Origin of the sequence: Roseovarius mucosus (assembly GCF_002080415.1) — a bacterium.
Classification (GTDB): Bacteria; Pseudomonadota; Alphaproteobacteria; order Rhodobacterales; family Rhodobacteraceae; genus Roseovarius; species Roseovarius mucosus_A.
In genome coordinates this window covers 1742340-1761118 of sequence record NZ_CP020474.1, presented here as the reverse complement: position 1 = coordinate 1761118, position 18779 = coordinate 1742340, and the positions used below count along the sequence as shown (strand labels likewise).

The 18779-nt window shown below is 58.7% G+C and carries 16 protein-coding genes; 9 read left to right on the top strand and 7 right to left on the bottom strand.

Features of this window, described 5'->3' with window-relative positions; genetic code table 11:
- Window positions 1–2217 (bottom strand): hypothetical protein, encoded by a 2217-nt coding sequence (locus ROSMUCSMR3_RS08545; RefSeq protein WP_081507055.1) that lies wholly within the window; start codon window positions 2215–2217, stop codon window positions 1–3.
- Window positions 2218–2431: 214 nt separating this feature from the next.
- Between ROSMUCSMR3_RS08545 and ROSMUCSMR3_RS08540 the strand changes: the two genes are divergently transcribed.
- Entirely contained in the window at window positions 2432–3403 is a 972-nt protein-coding gene (locus ROSMUCSMR3_RS08540) for a glycosyltransferase family 2 protein (RefSeq protein WP_081507054.1), read from the top strand.
- Here the strand turns inward: ROSMUCSMR3_RS08540 and ROSMUCSMR3_RS08535 are convergent.
- From ROSMUCSMR3_RS08535 to fliF, 6 genes are all read right to left on the bottom strand, one after another.
- Window positions 3400–5646, bottom strand: coding sequence for a glycosyltransferase family 2 protein (locus ROSMUCSMR3_RS08535; RefSeq protein WP_081507053.1), 2247 nt, complete (start codon window positions 5644–5646; stop codon window positions 3400–3402). The two genes, ROSMUCSMR3_RS08540 and ROSMUCSMR3_RS08535, sit on opposite strands and share 4 nt — an antisense overlap.
- Window positions 5643–6689 (bottom strand): glycosyltransferase family 2 protein, encoded by a 1047-nt coding sequence (locus ROSMUCSMR3_RS08530; RefSeq protein ID WP_157667282.1) that lies wholly within the window; start codon window positions 6687–6689, stop codon window positions 5643–5645. The genes ROSMUCSMR3_RS08535 and ROSMUCSMR3_RS08530 overlap by 4 nt, the downstream gene beginning before the upstream one ends.
- A 168-nt stretch (window positions 6690–6857) precedes the next feature.
- Window positions 6858–7595 carry a flagellar type III secretion system pore protein FliP gene (gene fliP, locus ROSMUCSMR3_RS08525; protein ID WP_151978059.1) on the bottom strand — a complete coding sequence of 246 codons (738 nt, stop codon included), beginning with the start codon at window positions 7593–7595 and terminating at the stop codon, window positions 6858–6860.
- The gene (locus ROSMUCSMR3_RS08520; RefSeq protein WP_008281456.1) at window positions 7595–7891 is read right to left on the bottom strand and encodes a FliM/FliN family flagellar motor switch protein; all 297 of its coding nucleotides are present in this window, start codon (window positions 7889–7891) and stop codon (window positions 7595–7597) included. Before ROSMUCSMR3_RS08520 ends, fliP begins: the two co-directional genes overlap by 1 nt.
- A complete protein-coding gene (locus tag ROSMUCSMR3_RS08515) occupies window positions 7891–8478 on the bottom strand; it encodes a flagellar biosynthesis protein (RefSeq protein ID WP_081507051.1) in 588 nt (195 codons plus the stop codon). The genes ROSMUCSMR3_RS08520 and ROSMUCSMR3_RS08515 overlap by 1 nt, the downstream gene beginning before the upstream one ends.
- Complete coding sequence (fliF, locus tag ROSMUCSMR3_RS08510) at window positions 8478–10085, bottom strand: flagellar basal-body MS-ring/collar protein FliF (protein WP_081507050.1); 1608 nt, start codon at window positions 10083–10085, stop codon at window positions 8478–8480. Before fliF ends, ROSMUCSMR3_RS08515 begins: the two co-directional genes overlap by 1 nt.
- Before the next feature lie 121 nt (window positions 10086–10206).
- On the opposite strand from fliF, the gene ROSMUCSMR3_RS08505 reads away from it, so the two are divergent.
- From ROSMUCSMR3_RS08505 to ROSMUCSMR3_RS08470, 8 genes are all read left to right on the top strand, one after another.
- On the top strand, window positions 10207–10710 hold the full coding sequence (locus tag ROSMUCSMR3_RS08505; protein WP_081507049.1) for a flagellar basal body-associated FliL family protein: 504 nt from the start codon (window positions 10207–10209) through the stop codon (window positions 10708–10710).
- 11 nt (window positions 10711–10721) lie between these two features.
- The gene (locus tag ROSMUCSMR3_RS08500) at window positions 10722–11117 is read left to right on the top strand and encodes a DUF6468 domain-containing protein (protein WP_008281460.1); all 396 of its coding nucleotides are present in this window, start codon (window positions 10722–10724) and stop codon (window positions 11115–11117) included.
- A 56-nt stretch (window positions 11118–11173) separates the two neighbouring features.
- Window positions 11174–11716 (top strand): MotE family protein, encoded by a 543-nt coding sequence (locus tag ROSMUCSMR3_RS08495; RefSeq protein WP_237183564.1) that lies wholly within the window; start codon window positions 11174–11176, stop codon window positions 11714–11716.
- Between the two features lie 70 nt (window positions 11717–11786).
- A complete protein-coding gene (gene motA / locus ROSMUCSMR3_RS08490) occupies window positions 11787–12656 on the top strand; it encodes a flagellar motor stator protein MotA (protein ID WP_008281462.1) in 870 nt (289 codons plus the stop codon).
- Complete coding sequence (locus ROSMUCSMR3_RS08485; protein ID WP_081507047.1) at window positions 12653–14935, top strand: hypothetical protein; 2283 nt, start codon at window positions 12653–12655, stop codon at window positions 14933–14935. The genes motA and ROSMUCSMR3_RS08485 overlap by 4 nt, the downstream gene beginning before the upstream one ends.
- A 307-nt stretch (window positions 14936–15242) precedes the next feature.
- Complete coding sequence (locus ROSMUCSMR3_RS08480; protein ID WP_081508581.1) at window positions 15243–15929, top strand: lytic transglycosylase domain-containing protein; 687 nt, start codon at window positions 15243–15245, stop codon at window positions 15927–15929.
- Between the two features lie 3 nt (window positions 15930–15932).
- Entirely contained in the window at window positions 15933–18017 is a 2085-nt protein-coding gene (gene flhA, locus ROSMUCSMR3_RS08475; RefSeq protein ID WP_081507046.1) for a flagellar biosynthesis protein FlhA, read from the top strand.
- Window positions 18014–18778, top strand: a complete 765-nt coding sequence (locus ROSMUCSMR3_RS08470; protein ID WP_081507045.1) for a flagellar biosynthetic protein FliR — start codon at window positions 18014–18016, stop codon at window positions 18776–18778. Before flhA ends, ROSMUCSMR3_RS08470 begins: the two co-directional genes overlap by 4 nt.
- The last annotated feature ends 1 nt before the right edge of the window (window position 18779 follow it).

The window sequence follows — 18779 nt, the reverse complement described above, 5'->3', positions numbered from 1 at the left end:
TCATCCCGCCTTGAGCGCCTCAAGTCCGATGCGAACAGCACGGTTCGGGTTCTGTGCCAGAATGCGCGCCCCCAGCCTTTCGGCGAGTTTGGTGTGCCCTTTGGCAACGGCGCGGGTGAACAACTCGCGTTGATAGCGCGGCAAGTCGCGCCGGGCGCGCAGCAGGCGGTAATAGTCCTCAGCCGTGAGGGTTCCGTTCAGGGCCCCGAGAATGATCGGGCTAAGAATGCCCATCTGATTGAGCGCACTGCCCAAGCGATGCCCAAGAAGGGGCGCGCGCAAATGCTGCACATTCGGATGTTGGAACCGGGCGGCATGTTGGGCATCGAGCGGCTCGTAGGGATCATAGAGGATCGACACGCGATGGGCCGCGTGACTTACCTCTGCCGCATCTCCGTATTTTCCTGAAAAATCTCGATCCCAAACGGTTTTGTATCGCGTTTCCCAAGGCACGATGGACCTGTCGACCGTGCTCTGCGGCGAGATGGCAACCACGTCGCAGCCGGGTGCCGCCGGCGCAAAGGCGCAGGCGGCATAGCCCCCCATCGAGGCGCCATAGAACACCACGCGGCGAAACTGTTTGAAGAACCCCTCTTGTTGGAGGGCGTCGAATTGCGCGCAGACCCATGGTTCGCGGTACCATGTCCAGCCACCAGCCAGAACGCCCAGCATCGACCACCCCTGATCTTGAATGAAACTATACCCCCAAGGCCGCCGATCTTCGCGCTTGGTCATGGCGATATCCAGATTGTCGAAGGTCACAACCAGTGTATCCGGATCGCGTGGCATGAAGAGAAAGCTGTGGCCCTCTGGGCCTGCGCGATACCAGCCATCCTTGCCCGCAAGTTGCTGCGCGATCTGGTCCCAATTGTCGTCGCTGGGTGCAACCTCTGGCGCTTTGGGCTGGAGGCGGATGCGAGTGATTGGATGTCCATCTTCTTCGCGCGTCGAGAGCGGCGTATAGGTGCCAAAGGCCTTGAGAAAGGGAAAGGCCCCAGAACCCTTGCGCACATCCATAAACACGCGGCTGTCTGCATGCAGACAGCGTTCGAGAAATTTCCCGAGAAACGGCACGTTGTGACGGTCGCCAAACCCCGAGAGGTTGCAGAGCACATCCACGGAGCGCAGCTCGTTCTCTGCCCGGATAACCCGGATACGGTCGGGGCTGACGTCATTCTCGACCAGAAAGGCGGTATATCCCGCCACCCAATCCTCTTCGCCGTCTTTGAATTTGCCGCGGCGGTTGCAGTTGATGAGCTGGATGTCGCAATCGAATTTATGATGCAACGCCAACATGAAACCGCGGGCCTGTCCGGTGAGATCCGCCGCAACGCTGACAGACTCTAGGTCTAGCTCGTCGATAAGTGCACCTTCGAATGTACTGTTGCCGCGCCCTTTGATCGGGGCGAGGGCGGGCGTGATCCCGGTTTCCTGGACCAGTTTTTCCAAATAGGATCCCTTGGGCGGAAGGCCATTGTGGATATTACCCAATTGCCGCTTGTTCGAGGCCCAGAGGTGGAGCGCGGTGGTCTCAGGGGTGATCAGCCCCTCGGCCAATTCAGCCCGACGCAGGAATTTGAACCGTTCTGGAAAGGTGATCGGATAAAAGGCGTTGAGCGATTGCACATGCGCCTCTAGCCCCAAGGCATGCACATAATGCGTGACCATCATCGGCCCCCAGACGCCCCAAGGCTGTTGCGAGACATGCACCGGTTTGCCCTTTTGCGCCTGTTTTCGCATCATCTCTTGCCGCTTGCGGGGCAGAAAGGGCGCGATGGCATAGCGATCCGAGGTAAATTCCAGCATCTGTGCCAGAATTTCGCTGTCGGCGGGCAGGCCCAATACGGCGTTGTTGACACGATGCTCGCCCGGCAGCTCATACCCCAGCACATAGTCGCTGTCATAGTCCATCGGGCGATGGCAATAGACATCGGTATCCACCCAGATCATGCCCGGGCATTTGTGGATCATGTGCAGGCGGAACCAGTCGGCAAAAAGGGCGTAGCTGTTTTTCTGCTCGTATTTGATGAAATCATCGGTGTCGATAATCTCACGCCCGTCGCGAAAGATGACGCCTGCGGGCATGTTCGGGATGGGTTCATAGGCGAATAGGGTGATTTTCTGGCCCTTGTCCACAAAGGACTTGAGGCAAATCTGTTCCAGCCAGCTGAGTGCGCCGCCAATCCAGAGCGTTCCAACCTCGCGTGTCCGTGCCACCAGAAACTCTCCTTTTTGCGCGCCATAGCGCTGGCAAATCGCAGTTGCGAGCAGGTTAGACGCTCTGACCGGGTTTGTGAATCGCCAGAATGGGGGGCGTAGGCGAAAGTGCGGGGCCGTGTCAGCCATGCCATGTGGCTTGTCTTGAGGGGGATGCTCACATTAAGATGTAGGTAAAACAAAGCCGCCAGACGGCGCGCGCAAAGAGGCGAACATGAGCACAGAAACCTATACCGTCGTCTCGACGATGAAGAACGAGGCGCCCTATATCCTCGAATGGGTGGCGCATTACAAAACGCTCGGTTTCGATCATATTCTTGTCTGCACCAATGATTGCACCGATACGACAGTCGAGATCCTGCGGCGATTGCAAGAGATGGGCCATGTCACGCAACATGACACGGTCGTGCGCAAGGCGGGCATTCATCGGAGTGCCCTGCGGCAGGCCAGCCGCCGCTATGATATTGTGCTGAATGCCTCTTGGGTTTTTGTGTGCGATGTAGACGAATTCCTGAATATTCATCTTGGCGACGGCTCGGTTCGGGCGCTGGTCGCGGGGTCTGGCGCGGATGCGGATGTGATTTCAGTGCCGTGGCGCGTGTTTGGTCCCGATGGTGTCGAGCAGTTCGCGGATAAACCCGTCACTGAACAATTCACCAAGGGTGAATATGAATGGGACGCCGAGGCGCGGCCCAACACCGGTAAGTTTGTCAAATCGCTCTACACCAACCAGCACAAGTTTCAACGGATGGGCCTGCATGCGCCGGTGTCGCGTGACGAGCATGTTCCGACCACGCGGCGCGTCCTGCCCGGCGGGATTGATTATGTCGTGAACGGGCTTCGCACCGACAATCCGCCTCTTTTTACGCATGCGCAGGTTAACCACTATGCGTTGCGCTCGATGGAGAGTTTCTTGGTCAAGCGCGCACGCGGGCGGGCCAATCATTCGCATCACGTTCTGGGCAAAGAGTATTGGGACAAGTTCAATCTGAACGATGAAACCGATACGTCGATTGCGCGCTACAGCGAACAGACGTCTGAATGGCTGGAGCGTTTCAAGCGTGATCCTCAATTGGCTGACTTGCACGCCAAAGGGGTCGAGTGGCACCGGCGCAAGGCGGCGTCATTGCGGATGGACCCGGATATGGACGAGCTTGTCTCGGCGATTGAGGCTGACTTGGGTTAGTGCGCGGTATCGCCCTGCAAATCCACGGTAAAGAACCATTCTGCCGCGGGGTCGCGTAGGGCGATTTCGTCAGGAATAACGCCGGGACCAGAGAGAAAGACATTCGATCCAAAGTGACCATGCAACCGCGACAGATGTTCCATGCGGGGGCTGGTCAATTCTGCGAAAAAATTGCTGTAATTCTCGGTGGCGCGCAATTCGTCTATCTTGGCCCTGTGACAGGCAACCGAATGGTGATGCGCGGCGGCGATCTCGGGGTCCTGCATGAGCCGGTCAAGTTCTGCCTGCATCTTGGCAAGGCGCGGTTGAATCGAGAGGTCTTCTTCGAAGTTGTTGTTCATGCGAAACCAGTAGGCGAGGCCCTGATCGCGGTCCACATGGTTGACGCGGCCTCTGTCACGCTTGACCAGAAAACTCTCGGCAGATCGGACGGCGTAGTGATTGAGCTGCACGAGATCATAGCCATAGGTCTCGATCGTCGAGCGCCAGCCGTTGCGATACATGTCGCGAGGCAGGGGTTTGCCCGACCCATTGACCCAGTTGATCTCTTCCCAGAGTTGGGGGTTGAGTCCCTTGGGTCGATGCACACCTAGTTTCTTGAAAAGGCCGATGTTCTTGAAAAGGGTCTTAAACCCCCAGGCCTGATGCGGCTTGCGTGCAAATTCCGGGGCGCAGCGCAGGAACTGTTCGGTAATGGGGCGGTCGACATAGTCCCGCACATCGCCATTGCCAAAAAGCCGCCAGGTCATCGCGATCATATTGGCCTCTGGCACCGCCTCAAACAGCGCATCAAGCGTGCCGTCGCCTGTTTTGATGTTGATGTATTCATCCACGTCGATGCAGGTGATCCAGGTGGCGGACTTGATCAGCGGTTCGCTTTCGGCCGATTGCAACGCAGCGTGTTGCGGGGGCATGTCCATTTCGCGAAAGCGGTTGTCGCGGTGCTGCACGTAACCTTTGCGCTCCAACAGGTGCAGCATGGTGTCCGTGCCGTCGGTGCAGTCGTTCGTATAGACAAGGATATCGTCAAACCCGACAGCGCGATGATAGGCCAACCATTCGAGAATGAAGGGTCCCTCGTTCTTCATAGTGGTGACAATTGCGGCGCGACCGCGCCCGCCATGCACCGGATCAGGTGCGATTTCGGGCATGCGAACGGGAGTGTGCTCGAAATAGGATTGCGCGCGCTCTAGCAGGGGCGGATGCTCGATCAGCGAGGATTTCGGCACGATCCGTGAAATTGATCCCGTCGGATGGCGCAGTGCCATATGCCGATAGAACCCCTGCGTGCGCGCCGCATCGGGGCGTGCATTGCCCACTCGCAACAGGCGCCAGACCGCATCCTTGGGCAATTTCGACGGGGCAAGGCACCAGCGTTGTCGCCCACCGCCCGAGTCGAACTGAACGCAGCTATGATCGGCAAAGCGCGTCGGCTGACCACTGCGCACGCGCCAAGGATAGCAATGCCGCCCGATGAGGGTGATAAGCCCCCCCCGTGCGGCAACGGCGCTGTCAAAAATCGTCTCGGGCCCCGTTGCCACAAGATCGTGCACGTCGATATTGGCCACAGCACGGGCCTCGGCCAAAAAGCGGTGGCGGGCAATTTCGTAGTAACTGAGCGCGGCGAGGGGCGAATCCCAAGGGGAGGGTGGGGGGATTTCCATCCGGTCTTTGCCCGGTGCCTCTGGCACACAAAAGGGATGGGCCTCGGGGGGCGCGTCGGGATATCCGAGCGGCTGATCGCTTGTCAGCAGGATCACTATGATGTCGAGCCCGCTCTCTCGGAGACCGTCCCGAAGCGCGCGCGCAAACTCCGGATCTGTTCCGGGGCGCGCCCGGTCAAGGATCACCGCACCAGTCATGCGCTGCTGATCAGCATGGAACGAAAGCCAGGTCAGAACTGTGGCGGCATCCTCTCCGTTTCGTACGGCGGCGATGGTGTCTCGCCCCTCCATCAGCGTGAATTCGGCCTCGGCGGGCATCACATCTATCACGCCTTTGGGCGTCTGGAACGCCAGACGACCTTCGGGAGCGGAATAGACAAGGATGGGCGCACCGCCCACACTCATTTCCGCCTGCAACACGGCACCCTTTGGGGGCTGTATCTGAGCTGGTTCAACCTTAGGGGCAAAAAAGAGCGTGACCCGTCGCTCGCCCTCGTGGCGCGTTTCGACGGCATCGAGCAGGACAATCCCCTCACGCGTTTGGCCCGCCATACGGCGTTCGATCACTTGCCCATTCATGTTTCGGCGTCACCTCTGGCCATTTGCATCTGTGCCGTCAAAAAGGCACGGCCTTCTTCGGCAGAAGGGGGGGTGCTATCCGTGAGAAACCCTACTCTGAATGCCAGCCGAACGGCGTCGATATCCAGCATCAGCGCTTGGTAGCGGCTAGTATGCGCCGAGAGGCAGGCCGTATGCGCCGCGGCGACACCCGGAAGGGCCATGAGCCTCTCGAATTCTTGCCTTGTATGGCTCATCATGGGCAAAATCTCTGGTGCGTCGACGGTATTCCAATTGCGTTCTGCCCAGTAAGCGATCCCGATTTCGCGGTCCATATGATTGGGCAATCCGCGGGCACGTTTGAGCATGAATTCTTCGACCGAGCGCAAAGAATAATGGTTGAGCCAAGCCACAGGTGGGCCGTTAACTGCACCATAAAGCGAGATGGCACTGTCATTGGCCGCGAACCCCTCGGTCAGGCGCTTGCCGTCTGGACCTATCCAGGATGGGACGTGACGCTGACGTGCGCGCGGGCGGTGGACGCCGGGTTGCCGAAAGGCCGCTGGCCGGTGCAGTGTCTTGAAGAGATGAGCGAGCGGGAAATGCAAATCAAACGGTGCCGCGCGGGTGAAACGCTCTGGCGTCAGGCCTGCACTGCGCTGTTTGTGACCGCCATAGCCGAACAACCGCCATGGCAAGGCGAGGGCGTCGAATGGGCCTGCCTGCCTCTCGTAGTCCGCAAGCAGCTTGCGGAGGTTGTTGAAACGGCCGCAAAGAAATTCGTCACAATCAAAGAAGAGCGCCCAATCGGCATTCTTGTAGCTTTCGCTATCGCGCAATTGGCGCAACGCTTGCCATTGCACGGATTTGCCACCCTTCGGGGAAAAATCCAGATGCACGATCCGTGGGTCCTGGGCCAGTGCTTCCAGCAGTTCCGCGCTGCCATCGGTGCAGTCATGGCTGCAAACCAGCATGCGGTCAAAGCCGAGCATCAGATGGTGCGCAAGCCACTCTACGATATAGGGGCCGTCATCGCGCAGACAGGTCATTCCCAGAATATGCAATGTTGTCCCCTGCTGTCTGCCTCTTGTGGTCGGCGCGCTGGTGGACACTATAAACGGGCCTGCAGATCAAAGTCACCCAATGGGCGCTGCACAATTGAAAATTCTCTGTTCATGTCGAGTGCAGGTGGCAAGATGCATGCGCAGCGCGGCGCAAATCGCGCGAGCGCGCTACAGATAGCCGCGTACAAGGCTCTCGGCGATCAGCGTCCAGCCATCGGCGATAACAAAGAACGCAAGCTTGAAGGGCAAAGAGACGATGGCAGGCGGAACCATCATCATGCCCATCGACATCAGGATGGCCGCAACCACGAGATCAATGATCAGAAACGGTAGAAATACCAGAAATCCGATCTGAAAGGCGCGCGCGATTTCCGAGAGCATGAAGCTTGGAATGAGAATTGAAAGCGGCGCGTCCGGTCCTGCGGAGGGGGTGATCGTTTCAGGGCGCAGGGCGGCTATGGTTGCCAAAGTGTCGGGGTCGACACGGCCCAACATGAACACGCGGAACGGTGCCAGCGTCCGTTCAATGGCCAGATCAGGGGACAAGCGTTCCTGTAACAGCGGTTCAATCCCGGTCTCCCAGGCTTGGGTAAAGACCGGCTCCATCACGAAGAAGGTAAGAAAGAGTGCGAGGCTGACGATCAGCATATTGGGCGGGGATTGTTGAAGACCGATCCCTTGCCTCAGGATCGATAGGACCGTGACGACAAAGGGGAAGCACGTGACCATAATGGCAATCCCAGGCGCGAGGCTGAGCACGGTGATCAAAGCGATCAGTTGCAGTGTTCGTGCTGAGAGTGAGGCGTCATCGCCCAAGGACAGGGTCAGATCTTGTGCCGGAGCACCGGTGGCAAGCGCTCCTAGAAAGAGGGTGCTCAGTCCGATGAGGATCAGACCAGACTTCATCACAACCCGTCCTGCAAATTCGCAACTTCGGTCACGCGCACGGCAATCTGGCCTTGTTGATCGCCGGCCAGCTCTTCGAGTTGACCGCGCGCTATCAGGCGCTCGCCGACGTAGAGTTCGACCGCATCGTCAACACGCCGGTCGAGAACCAGAACGGCGTTCTTGCCAAGTTTAAGAAGGTCTCTGATCAGCGGGCGTGCCTTGCCGACTGAAACCGTGATCTCGATCGGGACTGACGAGAACGGGTTTTGCAGATCGTTGACGTGGGTTTCATTGCCGCCAGTTTTGTTATCCATCACGCCACTATCCTCTGATTTTGCTGAAAGAAACCGGATATCGCCTGCTCGATCCGAAGCAGGACATCCGGCATGTCAAGAGCGCGCTCGCTCTCGCCTAGGCGCACGCAAACCTGACCGCTTGCCAAGGTTGGATCCTCTGTCAGGGTGCAGGCAAGGTCGGGTATTTCGGCGCTGAGGCGGCGCAGGATTGCAAGATCTGCCGGACCGGCGGCAATCTGCAAAGGCTGACGCCCATTGGCTTCCAGCAAGTCGTGCAGAATTTCGGTCACATGCGGGATCAGCATCGCGTGGCTGATCGGTGGCAGAACCGTTTGGGTGATTTCCTGCAAAAGTTGCTGCATCGCGCCCATGATCGCGGCATGCACCTCTTCATAGGTAAAGCTGATGTCTTGCAGGTTTTGGACAAGATCGGCGGTGATCCTGCGCCCGTCGTCTACCTGCGATTTCACACAATCTTCCCAACCCGCCTGATACCCTTTCTCAAAGGCTTCTAGGCGTTCTTCCTCGAGCGAGACATCCGTGATCGCGATAGGCTTACCCTGAGTGAACGCGCCAAATTCGTTCAAAAGATGTGTGATCGACATCAGGCTCTCTCCTCTTCAGCTTCCAGCCAGTTGCGCAAGATCTCGACGGTTTCCTCTTGGCGTTGACCGATCAGCGCGCGCAAGCGTGAGACCGGATCGTCTGTGCCCCCATCAAGACGCGGGCGCAGAGAAATCTGAGGTGCCTCAGACACGTCGGACAGGCCTGCTACGTCGATGTCGCCATCCTCGATTACGCCGGACAGGGGGGTAAGTGCGGGGTCTTGCACCGGGGCGCGCCGGATTGGGGCGCTCAGTTGTGGGGTGGCCAGAGGGACGGGGCGCGAGAGAATCGGACGCAGCACAAACAGGCCAAGCACAAGGGCCACGATGGCTAGAACCAGCGATTGCACCAAGGTCATTGTGTCGATCGCAAGGCGCTCAAGTAACCCCGCTTCGACCAGAGTGCCGATGGGCGCTGACGGTTCGAATTGCAAGGTGCGAATCGTGAGCGCGTCGCCGCGCGTTTCATCAAGACCCACCGCAGAGCCCACAAGATCTCCGAGCGCGGTCAGCTCCTCTTCGGGGCGCGGCGCAAAGATTGGCGTGCCGCTCGCGTCTGGAGTGGTAATCCCGTTGATCAGGATCGCAACGGTCATGCGCTTGATAGCACCGGGTTGCTGGATGACTTCGCGCTCTGTGCTGGACACCTCGTAATTCACCCGTTCGCGTGTCTCGGTGTTCTCGCTGGCCGACGTCGCTGCCGCTGCCGCATCCCCATCTGGTAGGTTCGAGGCAACCGTGACGCCATTGTCCGTGCCATTTGAGGTGTTCGCGCGCTCTTCGGTATCGGTGCTGATCGCAACACGCCCCTCGGGATCAAACCGTCTCTCGCGGGTTGATTCGGTTTGCGTCACCGTTTCCAGCGCAATCTCGACGACCGCATTTCCATGTCCGACACGCGCCTCGAGCAGACGTTGCGCGCGCAGGCGCAGCCCCTCTGCCCGTTCATCGGCGGTGTTGGTCTTGGCTTCTTCGGCACCGCTGAGCAATGTCCCCTCGGCATCAATAATGGACACATCATCAGGCGTAAGATCAGCCACAGCAGAGGCGACGAGGAATTGTAGCGCGCGCGCATGTTTGGCAGAAACTGCGGCCCCATTGGTACTGACCGAGACCGAAGCGGACCGATGCACATTGCGCTGAAACGGATTGGCACCGGTCGACGCGATATGAACCCGGGCCGCCACAATCGCAGGATGCGAGACGATGGTCCGGGCCAGTTCGCCTTCTTTGGCGCGCCAATAGGCGGCGTCGAACATCTGTGATGTGGTGCCAAAGCCAGACAATCCATCCAGAAGCTCATACCCGCTCGTGCCCGACCTCGGGAGCCCCTCGCCCGCGAGGATCATGCGCAGCTCATCCCGACGTGTCGAGTCGACAAGAATCGCGTCGTTGCGCACTTCATATGTGACGCCTTGCTGCTCGAGGGCTGCGACAACCTCGCCCGCCGCGCTGCTTTCTAGGCCTGCGTAAAGCAAGGTCATGCTGGGCGTGGACGCCAAGCGCGCAAGGGCCAAAACCGCCCAGAACATCACAAATGCCGCGCCGATGACGATGATACGATTGCGCAGGGTCAGCGCCTGCCAGAGCCTTGTGATCTGCTGCATTGCATGTCCTCCGGTACTTTTGTTCGAGTAATGTTCCGAAGTCATCATTCCCGCATCAGGCTTAACAATCGGTTAGTTTCTTTGGGTTTATAAGAGTTTATCGACAACAGGATGGGTGAACATGCCAGAGACCGGAGACACAGAGACGGCACCCAAGGCGAAGCCGTCAAAGAGACCGCTGACGATTGGAATTGTCTTGGCGTTCTTGGGTGCGGCGGCAGGGTTTTACACCATGTGGTCTGGTTTGATTCCACTTGGCGGGGGACACGGATCTATTGCCCAGGGGCCCGTTGCGGGGGCCACGGCGTCTGACGCACCGATGGGTGATCTGGTCTTTGTGCCGGTGGTGCCCGTGGTTGTCTCAGTCGGGCAGGGGGCTGCGCGATCACATCTCCGGTTCGCCGCTGAGCTGGAGGTGAAGGCCGCCCATAAATCCGACGTCGAAAACCTGATGCCGCGCATCGTCGATGTGACGAATACCTATCTGCGCGCGCTCAAACTTGCCGATATCGAAGACGCGCAGGCCTTGATCCGCCTGCGGGCGCAGCTCTTGCGCCGGATGCAGGTTGTAACAGGTGAGGGCCGCATCAACGATCTATTGATCATGGAATTCGTGTTGAACTGAGGAGCGCATATATGGAAATGATTGCGGATATCCTGCTTGTTGCGGGTGCGATTGGGGCTGGGGTCTATTGCTTTGTGCTGGCCCGGCGGCTCAACCACTTCAACGATCTCGAAACCGGAATGGGCGGTGCTGTGGCAGTGCTTTCGGCGCAGGTAGATGATCTGACCCGAACGCTTCAGGCCGCGCGGCAAACGGCGGACGGATCCACACGCTCTCTCATCAGCGTTACCGAGCGGGCTGAAGATGTGGCCCGGCGGCTCGAACTCTTGGTGGCGGCGATGCACGATCTGCCCAATCAGGAGGTGTCGGCCCCGCCCCACAGGAAAACACCCGTCAGCCCCCCAACGGCCGATCCTGGCCCGGTTTTCAAGCGCCATCACGATCTGACGCCGGGGGCGACACCATGATCTGGAGAACCCCAACACACAAACCATCCGCAAGGTCGAGGCGTACGCGCGGTGTCTTGCTAATTCTCTCTACCTTTTTGGTCGCATCGGCGCTTTTGCGTTTCGGAGAGGGTGTCGGCAGGGCCTTTGCCCGCGCGCCAGAGGCGACAGAAGAAAGCAGCACACCATCCACGCAGGCCTGTGAGACACCCGAAGATATGAAGGCTTTGCTTGACGCGCTGCAAGAGCGCGGGCGCATGCTTGAGGAAAGAGAGACGGCCCTGCGCAATCGAGAGCAGGTGCTCAAATTGGTCGAGCAAGAGGCCGGACAAAAGATTGCGGCCCTGACAACTGCCGAAGAGGATCTGCGCCGCATGATCGCTCTGACGGAAAGTGCCGCAGAGAATGACGTGGCGCAGCTGACCAAGGTTTACGAGTCGATGAAGCCCAAGCAGGCGGCTTCGCTATTTGAGGAGATGGACCCGGTCTTTGCCGCCGGATTTCTTGCGCGCATGCGCCCTGATGCTGCGGCGGATGTCCTCGCAGGGCTTTCGCCCGGAGTGGCGCATGGCATCAGTGTGATCCTTGCGGGGCGCAATGCCACCGCGCCGCGGCAATGAGGGCGGATCGTCAGGGTTTGTTAATCGGTTGGTGGCAGTCTCGGATCAGTGACTGCCTGCGGGGAACGGAATGGTCGGAATCATCGGGATTGTCGTAATTTTCGTCATGGTGTTTGGCGGCTATGTGGCCGCCGGGGGTAAGCTGGGTCTTATTCTCAAGGCGCTGCCGTTTGAGTTCATGATGATTGGTGGGGCGGCTGTCGGGGCGTTTCTCATCAGTAATGACGCGCCTGCAATCAAACACACGCTCGGGGATATCGCCAAGGTCTTCAAGGGTCCGAAATGGAAGCCGCAGGATTACCGGGATCTGCTCTGCCTCTTGTTCGAATTGATCCGTTTGGGTCGGCAGAACCCCATTGCTGTCGAAGAGCATATCGAGTCACCAAACGACTCTGCGATCTTCTCGAAATACCCCAAGATTCTGGCCGATGCAGAGGCCGTGGCCCTGATCAGTGATACGTTGCGCTCGGCCTCCATGAATTATGATGATCCACATCAGGTGGAAGAGGTTCTCGAAAAGCGGATAGAGGCCAATCTTCACCATGCGTTGCACTCAAGCCATGCTTTGCAAACCATGGCGGATGGATTGCCTGCTTTGGGAATTGTCGCCGCTGTGCTGGGTGTCATCAAGACGATGGCGTCGATTGACCAGCCGCCGGAAATCCTCGGCAAGATGATCGGCGGCGCGCTGGTCGGGACCTTTTTAGGCGTCTTCCTCTCGTACGGGCTGGTCGGGCCCTTCGCGGCTAAGGTCAAGGACGTGGTCGAGGAGGATGGACATTTCTATCAACTGATCCGCGAAGTGCTTGTGGCCAATCTGCACAACCATGCCACCAATATCTGCATCGAAGTGGGGCGACAAAACACGCCTAATCACAAACGCCCAAGTTTCAACGAGTTGGAAGAAGCGCTGAAGTCTCTCAAACAGGACGCGGCATGATCCGGACTGTGACCATCTCGTTCATCCTGTCTTTATGGGCCGCCCCGATGCTTGCGCAAAACGTGGTGGTGCGCTCTGGCGAGCATGAAGGGTTCACGCGACTTGTGTTCGATTTTCCCGCGCGGCTCGACTGGCAGGATCATACCCGAGAGGATGGTATCACGATCACCTTTCCCGGCGATCACCCTACATTTGACCTGAGCCGAGTGTTTGATCGGCTCACCCAAGGCCGACTTGCCGGGATCGGCGCGCCAAAGGGGTCTGGGCAGCTGAATCTGACATTTGGCTGCGCCTGTACAACAAGAACGTTCTGGCATTCGCAATCCATGCTGGTGCTTGATATTCTCGCCCCTGGCACTGCCGAACCCTCTGCCGCGCGCCGGCCTCAGGCGCCCTTGGCAGAGCGCGCAACAGCTGATCTGCGAGAGCCTTGGAAAGCGCGGGCCGAGTCTTCGGCGGTCAGATTGGTAGCATCGCGCCTTGCCCCGTTATCAGCCACGAGCAAGACCGCTGCGCCGCTGGGGCCGGAGGATGTACTGCCGGCGGTGCGCCGCACCCTTCTGGCGCAAATCGCTCAGTCGGCTAATCAGGGGTTGGTCCAGCCGCTGCGCACGCCCGACTTGGGCAATATCACGCGGGCCCCCCAAAAGCATTTGGCAACGGCGATCGAGATTGTGCCGTCTGGCGGCATGGCAACTGGTGCCGAGCCCCCATTGACCGAAGGCTTGCCGTTGGCCACCTCTGGCAATCTCAGAGTGACAGGCACAATCGACCAAGCGCCGGGGCTGGCCTTTTCATCCGCGCTGTCCGATGCGATCCAGACCGCCTGTTTGCCTGATTCCGTTCTGGACGTCGCAGCCTGGGGGACGCAAAAGCCGCTAGCAGATCAGATCGGCACGCTCTCCCCTAGGCTTTCCGGTGAATTCGATGTCGTCAATTCAGAGGTCGCGCTTCAGCTGGCCCGCCTCTACATTTACTTTGGCTTTGGGCTTGAGGCGCGGCACGTGGCATCGTTAATCCCGGCCCATGCCACGGAAGTATCGGTTCTGCTTGATTTGGCATCGCTGGTTGATGATCCGGATGCCGCGTCCGCAACGCCTCGGCTCACAGAGGATCTGGGATGCCATGGACGCAGCGCCCTTTGGGCCGCTTTGGCGCATGCGGAAATTCCCGAGGAAAAATTGCTGGATCATTCGGCAATCCTGCGTGGCTTCGCGGAATTGCCAGAGCATTTGCGCAGGCATCTTGGCCCGGCGCTTGCCCGCAAGTTGCTTGCGGCAAAGCATCGCGAAACATCGGACATGATCTTGCGAGGCCTTGGGTCGGCAGATCTTTCGGACACCGCAGGCGCAAAGATCGCAAGAGCCGAGCTTGCGCTGGCAGACGGTGATCTCAGCGCCGCCGACCAAAGCTTGCAAGGGTCGTTGTCAGGGAATGATGTGAACTCTGCGCCAGCCTTGGCAGCCCTGATCAACGCCCGGATATCAAGGGGGCAGGACATTGACTATGACACCGCACAACTTGCAGGCGCGCTCTACCAAGAGACCCGTGGCACGCCGATGGGTCAAGAGCTTGGGGGCGCCTATCTGCTGGCTTTGACCGCCTCGCGCTCTTACGCCGAGGCCTTTGCTGAATTCGAGCGCGTTTCGCCAGACTTGTCCCTCGAAAACGCCCAAAAAACGCGCCAAGAGATGCTGCGCCTGCTGGGCGCACAGGCCGATGATATAGAGTTTCTCCGGCAGATCTTGGGTGAGCCCAAGGAAAGTTTTGCAAGGATGCCCGCTGATTTAACCCGCGAGATCGCGCAGCGAGCCTTGACCTTGGGCTTTGCGGATGTGGCTGATGAGATTCTGAGTGTTGCATCGCGCTCGGTGACAGAGCCTGAACAACGGCTCTTAAGGGCGGAAATAGCTCTAGCTCAGGATCTCCCGCATCTTGCAGAGGCAGAAATCATCGGCCTTGCCTCGCCCGATGCTGACACCCTTCGCGCCCGCGCCCGGACTAGTCTTGGCGATTATGCCGGTGCAATGCGTTATGCCGAGGGCTTGCAAGATGAGGCCGCAAAGCAGCAGGCGGCTTGGCTTGCGCAGGATTGGCAAAGCCTTCTTTTGGCTGGTGATCCTTCAACACAGAATCTGGCGCAGGCCATGACACAAGCCGCGCCAGACGAAACTGGCGGGCTTCTTCAATTCAATCAAGCGTTGATTGATCAAAGCATTGCAACCCGAAGCGCCCTGAGTGCGCTCTTGGCGAGCACCGCTATTTCCGATCCCCCGTGACAATCGAATTTCTGGTTACCGAATCGCAAGAGTGATCGCGCAAGCTGACGCGCAGACATTCTGAAAACCTGGGGATCCGTTGTGAGAGAAATCCGGCGCTGAGCCCTTTGATACAACGTGAATGGGAGTGCTTATGAGAGACCTTCTGACCGTGCGGTGGTTGCTCTGTAGACGACGTGCGTTCGGAAGTTTGGCGCGGCGCGCTCAGATCCGAGGCGGGCTGGCACCGGCCGCTTGGTTCTTGACGTTTCTGTTTGTTCTTTCTTTTAAGAAGCGTGAGGCGCGCTTGAACTGCCTTCTGCGCCAAATGATCACCTCTGGCCTTCTCGGGGCAACACAGGCCTTTGCCGCGCCGGTTGATCTCTGCGATGACGCCGCCCGACACGCTGCGAGACATGCCGATGTTCCCACGAATGTGCTGCGCGCCATTGCCAAGGTTGAAACAGGTCGCTCGGTGGCGGGCACAGTAAAGGCCTGGCCCTGGACCGTGAACATAGAGGGCAAAGGCTATTGGTTCGAGAGCGAAGAGGAAGCGCAGACCTTTGTGCGCGCCGCCTATATGCGTGGTGCCCGCAGTTTCGATATTGGGTGCTTTCAGATCAACTTCAGATGGCATGGCGCAGCCTTCGAGTCGTTCGAAACCATGTTTGATCCGATCGAGAATGCGCTTTATGCCGCAAGATTCCTGCAGGAGCTGCGGCGTGAAATGGGCAGCTGGGCTAAAGCGGTTGGGGCCTATCATTCCAGGCAGCCGCAACGCGCCCAAGGTTATCGCGACCGGGTCGAAGATGTCTATGCTGGGTTGGATGAAATGCGGTCTTCGGAGCCTGTGGCAACATCGCGCCAGAGACTTTCAGAGCCTGTTCTGTCCAGCAACGGCTATCCGCTGTTGCAACATGCGGATGGCGTCACGCGCTCGGGCTCTCTCGTGCCGATGGGGGAAACGCGGCGCTATGTAATCCGGCTCGATCAAACAGTTGCGGTGGGGTTCTAAAGCATGGGCGGTCTTTCCATCAAGTCGGTGTTTCAACCAACGGTCCTGCTGGCGCTCGCGCTTATGGCCGTGATCGTGATGATGATCCTGCCCGTTCCGGCATGGCTGCTTGATGTCGGGCTGGCGGCATCTTTTGCCCTCGCAATCCTGATTTTTACGATCACGCTCTTTATCGACCGGCCGCTCGATTTTTCCGCATTTCCAACCATCCTCCTTGCGTCGCTGATGCTGCGCCTGGCGCTCAATGTTTCTTCGACCAAGCTGATCATCGGACAAGGCCATACCGGCACCGATGCCGCAGGACAGGTGATCGAGGGGTTTGCCGATTTCATCATCGGCGGCAATGTTCTTTTGGGTCTTGTCGTGTTTCTCGTGCTTTTGATCGTCAACTTTCTGGTGATCACCAAAGGTGCCGCGCGCATGGCAGAGGTTGGTGCACGCTTTGCCCTTGATGCAATGCCCGGCAAGCAGCTTGCCATTGACAGTGACATGTCGGCGGGTGCCATCAATCATCAGGAGGCCAAAGAGCGGCGAGAGCAGGAACAACAGGAAACCACTTTCTTTGGATCGCTCGATGGGGCCTCAAAATTCGTCAAAGGGGATGCGGTTGCGGGCCTTTTGATCACGCTTCTGAACTTTCTCGTCGGTCTTGTGATCGGCATCACGCTCCATGACATGCCGATCGGTAAAGCCTTTGAAACCTATACGATCCTGACAATCGGTGACGGGCTGGTTACCCAGATTCCGGCTGTCATCATCTCGATCGCTGCGGCGCTGCTACTGGCGCGGGGCGGCAATAAAGGCGCGGCGGATCTGGCGATTTCCGAGCAGATCGGGCGTCATCCGACGGCGCTGGCGACAGTCGCTGTCTTGATGGGGCTTTTTGCGCTCGTGCCGGGCCTGCCGTTTGTGCCGTTCCTCCTCGGCGGCGTCGGATTGGCCGCTCTGGCTTATGCCAGCCATCGCAGTCGGGGCGCGAACCCTGCCTCATCGCAAGAAGATTCCCTTCCCGTGAGCGCGCCGATCAGGTCAATGGGCGACATTCTGGAACTGGATGACATTCACGTGGAATTTGCCCCGGACCTTGTCAACATGGTGCTTGATCCCGGTGTCGGCCTTGAGGCGCGCATCACCAACATGCGCCAGTATGTTGCGACAACATATGGGGTTATCCTCTCGGATATCCGATTGACCGACGATCCGGGTATGCCACCAGGCAGCTACGTTATACGCATTCAGGGGGTGGAACGCGCGCGGGCGTTTCTGCGGGACAATCACCTTCTTGCCCTCGACCCCGACCAATATCCGGCCCTTGCCCCAGGTGAGACGGTCAAAGAGCCGGTGTATGGTGCCCCGGCACGTTGGATTCCGGCTTCGGAGCAGGATCGTGCGGCGCTGTCCGGGGCGACTCTGGTGGCACCCCCAGAGGTGCTTGCGACCCATCTTCTAGAGGTGATCCGCCGCAATCTGAGTCGGTTGCTGACAATGAAGGCCATGCGCCGCCTGCTCGATGAGATGGTCAATCTCTCTGACAGAGGCAGGTCTGAGGCCAACCGCAAACTGCTCGAGGACATGATCCCGGATCGTGTTGCACCGGATCTCTTGCATGCGGTCCTGCGTCTGTTGCTCGCGGAGCAAGTCTCGATCCGAAATCTGCCGTTGATCCTTGAGAGCATTGCTGAAAACCGGCAGTTTGGGCCGCAGCCTGAGGCCATTTGTGAGCATGTGCGCCAGAGGCTTGGGTTTCAGTTGGTGGCGGGCCTGCAACGCCCCGATGGCAGCTTGCCCCTGATCCAGCTTGCACCGGAGTGGGAGGATACATTCACCGCTTTTGAGATGAGCGGCGAGCGTGGCCGCTCTGACGTTGCCTTGCCGCCGGAGCAGTTCAGCACGCTCACGGCCGGGGTCGCCGAGCAGGTGCAACTGGCCGGAGAAAGGGGCCTCTCGCCCGCCCTGGTCACATCGTCTTTGCGGCGCCGATTTCTGCGCACACTTTTGATCGCCAGGAATGTCAACGTTCCCGTTCTCAGCTTTGAAGAAATAGGATTCGAGGCCAAGCCATCGCTAGTCGGCGTGGTGCGCGCATGACGCCTCTCGCTCAGGTCTTTGATCTGTCGATCGAGATGCTTTGGTTGCACGTAGCCGTATTTCTGCGGGTCGCACCGATCATCGGGCTCTTGCCAGGGTTCGGCGAACCCTCCGTCCCGATGCGGATCAAGCTGGTTCTTGTCATCGCCTTTACACTGATCGTGACACCGGTCCTATCGCCTGATCTGGCAGATCATGCTCGGGCACCGACGGTAGGTTTGATCCTGTCCGAGACGATTGTCGGCCTTGCCCTGGGCGTTGCTCTGCGGCTCTTTCTGATGGCTTTACAAATGGCAGGGTCGATTGCGGCGCAGTCGACGTCATTGGCGCAAATCCTCGGAAATGCCAGTCAGACGCCGCTTCCGGCCATTGGTCACCTTCTCGCAACTGGCGCGGTGGCCCTGATGATGATTATGGGCGTCCATGTGCGTTTGGCTGAGATGATTGTGCTCAGCTACGGGATCTTTCCAGTTGCGGAGTTTCCAGACGTTGGCACCCTGTCGCAATGGGGAGTTGCCCGGATCGCGCAGGCGTTCTCTTTCGGCTTTTCTCTTGCTGCGCCCTTTGTGCTTGTTTCGGTGCTGTATAATCTGACGTTGGGCATAATCAATCGGGCGATGCCCCAGTTGATGGTTGTTCTCGTCGGCGCCCCGGCTGCCATGGCCCTTACCCTCTTTCTGTTGATGCTCGTGGTGCCCACGATGCTGGTGGTTTGGCTCGGAGCATTTCAAAGCTTTGTCACAAACCCGTTTGGAGGGTGAC

Bases quoted from the DNA above. Each gene is read 5' to 3' on its own strand.
- ROSMUCSMR3_RS08540 (WP_081507054.1), top strand. From the start codon at position 2,432: ATGAGCACAGAAACCTATACCGTCGTCTCGACGATGAAGAACGAGGCG.
- ROSMUCSMR3_RS08535 (WP_081507053.1), bottom strand. From the start codon at position 5,646: ATGAATGGGCAAGTGATCGAACGCCGTATGGCGGGCCAAACGCGTGAG.
- fliP (WP_151978059.1), bottom strand. From the start codon at position 7,595: ATGAAGTCTGGTCTGATCCTCATCGGACTGAGCACCCTCTTTCTAGGA.
- ROSMUCSMR3_RS08520 (WP_008281456.1), bottom strand. From the start codon at position 7,891: ATGGATAACAAAACTGGCGGCAATGAAACCCACGTCAACGATCTGCAA.
- ROSMUCSMR3_RS08515 (WP_081507051.1), bottom strand. From the start codon at position 8,478: ATGTCGATCACACATCTTTTGAACGAATTTGGCGCGTTCACTCAGGGT.
- fliF (WP_081507050.1), bottom strand. From the start codon at position 10,085: ATGCAGCAGATCACAAGGCTCTGGCAGGCGCTGACCCTGCGCAATCGT.
- ROSMUCSMR3_RS08505 (WP_081507049.1), top strand. From the start codon at position 10,207: ATGCCAGAGACCGGAGACACAGAGACGGCACCCAAGGCGAAGCCGTCA.
- ROSMUCSMR3_RS08500 (WP_008281460.1), top strand. From the start codon at position 10,722: ATGGAAATGATTGCGGATATCCTGCTTGTTGCGGGTGCGATTGGGGCT.
- motA (WP_008281462.1), top strand. From the start codon at position 11,787: ATGGTCGGAATCATCGGGATTGTCGTAATTTTCGTCATGGTGTTTGGC.
- ROSMUCSMR3_RS08485 (WP_081507047.1), top strand. From the start codon at position 12,653: ATGATCCGGACTGTGACCATCTCGTTCATCCTGTCTTTATGGGCCGCC.
- ROSMUCSMR3_RS08480 (WP_081508581.1), top strand. From the start codon at position 15,243: ATGATCACCTCTGGCCTTCTCGGGGCAACACAGGCCTTTGCCGCGCCG.
- flhA (WP_081507046.1), top strand. From the start codon at position 15,933: ATGGGCGGTCTTTCCATCAAGTCGGTGTTTCAACCAACGGTCCTGCTG.
- ROSMUCSMR3_RS08470 (WP_081507045.1), top strand. From the start codon at position 18,014: ATGACGCCTCTCGCTCAGGTCTTTGATCTGTCGATCGAGATGCTTTGG.